Here is a 1,311-nt window from a genome sequence, read left to right on the forward strand (position 1 = left end):
GGGAGCGTTAGAAAATCTGTGTCAATCAGGTAGTATTTCAAAGACACAAGGATTGAACGATGGAATTTCAGATAGACACAGAGGCAATATTACAACAGATTCGTGAGGGCAAAGCCCTTGGTGGGAAAGATGGAGCACTGGCTCCATTGATTAAACAACTGACAGAAGCAGCGCTTCAAGCAGAGATAGAATCCCATCTAACACAGGATTTAGTAAAAAACCGTAAAAACGGCAGTAGCTCTAAAACCATGAAGAGTGAAGTAGGTAGTTTTGAGCTAGATGTGCCACGAGATAGAGCAGGCACATTCGAGCCTCAAATTGTAAAGAAAAATCAGACCCATATGTCCGATCAAATAGAACAAAAGATACTCTCACTCTATGCCCTTGGCAACAGTTATAGCCAAATAGCAGATCATATCGAAGAGATTTATGGAGTGGGCTTCTCTAAAGCCACGATAAGTGCAGTAACCGATAAAATCCTACCCATGCTACAAGAATGGCGAGTTCGTCCCTTGGAAGAGCTCTATCCCTTTATATTTTTAGATGCCATTCACTATAAAGTCAAAGATGAAGGACGTTATATCTCTAAAGCCTTTTATACCGTACTAGGTGTTAGAACCGATGGCAAAAAAGAGATACTTGGACTTTATTTAGGTGAAAGTGAAGGAGCAAAGTTCTGGTTACAAGTGCTCACAGATCTGCAAAACCGTGGAGTGAAAGATATATTGATTGCCTCAGTCGATGGACTTAAAGGATTCCCTGAAGCTATCACTTCAGTATTTCCCAATACAGAAGTTCAGCTGTGTATCGTCCATCAAATACGCAATTCCCTCAGGTTTATAGGCTCAATCAATCAAAAGCAATTTGCTAGTGAACTTAAAGCAGTCTATCAAGCATTTTCCAAAGAAGAAGCTGAAAATGAACTGGATAAACTGGAAGAAAAATGGGGTAAAAAATACCCTATTGTTTTTCAATCTTGGCGTAACAAATGGGAGAATCTCTCAATGTACTTTCAGTATCCAGAAGATATTAGACGTGTTATTTATACCACCAATATTATTGAATCCGTTCATCGCCAGTTTCGAACACTCACAAAGACCAAAGGAGCTTTTCCAAATGATGATAGCTTACTCAAATTATTGTTTATGGGAATCAAAAATGCAGAAAAAAAATGGACAATGCCTATTCGAAATTGGAGCCTTACCCTCTCTCAACTCTCGATTTATTTCGAGGGCAGACTCAATAAGGCTTTAAATTTATGATACAATTTTAGGAACTACTCGATGCTGACACAGATTTTTGAACACTCCC

At 39.0% G+C, this 1,311-nt stretch carries 1 protein-coding gene; it reads left to right on the forward strand.

Translation table 11 applies throughout. The features are described from left to right. The first annotated feature begins 59 nt into the window (after positions 1-59). On the forward strand, positions 60-1,262 hold the full coding sequence (locus EOL86_15175; protein ID NCD26911.1) for an IS256 family transposase: 1,203 nt from the start codon (positions 60-62) through the stop codon (positions 1,260-1,262). Positions 1,263-1,311: the final 49 nt, after the last annotated feature.

Source organism: Deltaproteobacteria bacterium (genome assembly GCA_009930495.1).
GTDB lineage: Bacteria > Desulfobacterota > Desulfovibrionia > Desulfovibrionales > Desulfomicrobiaceae > Desulfomicrobium.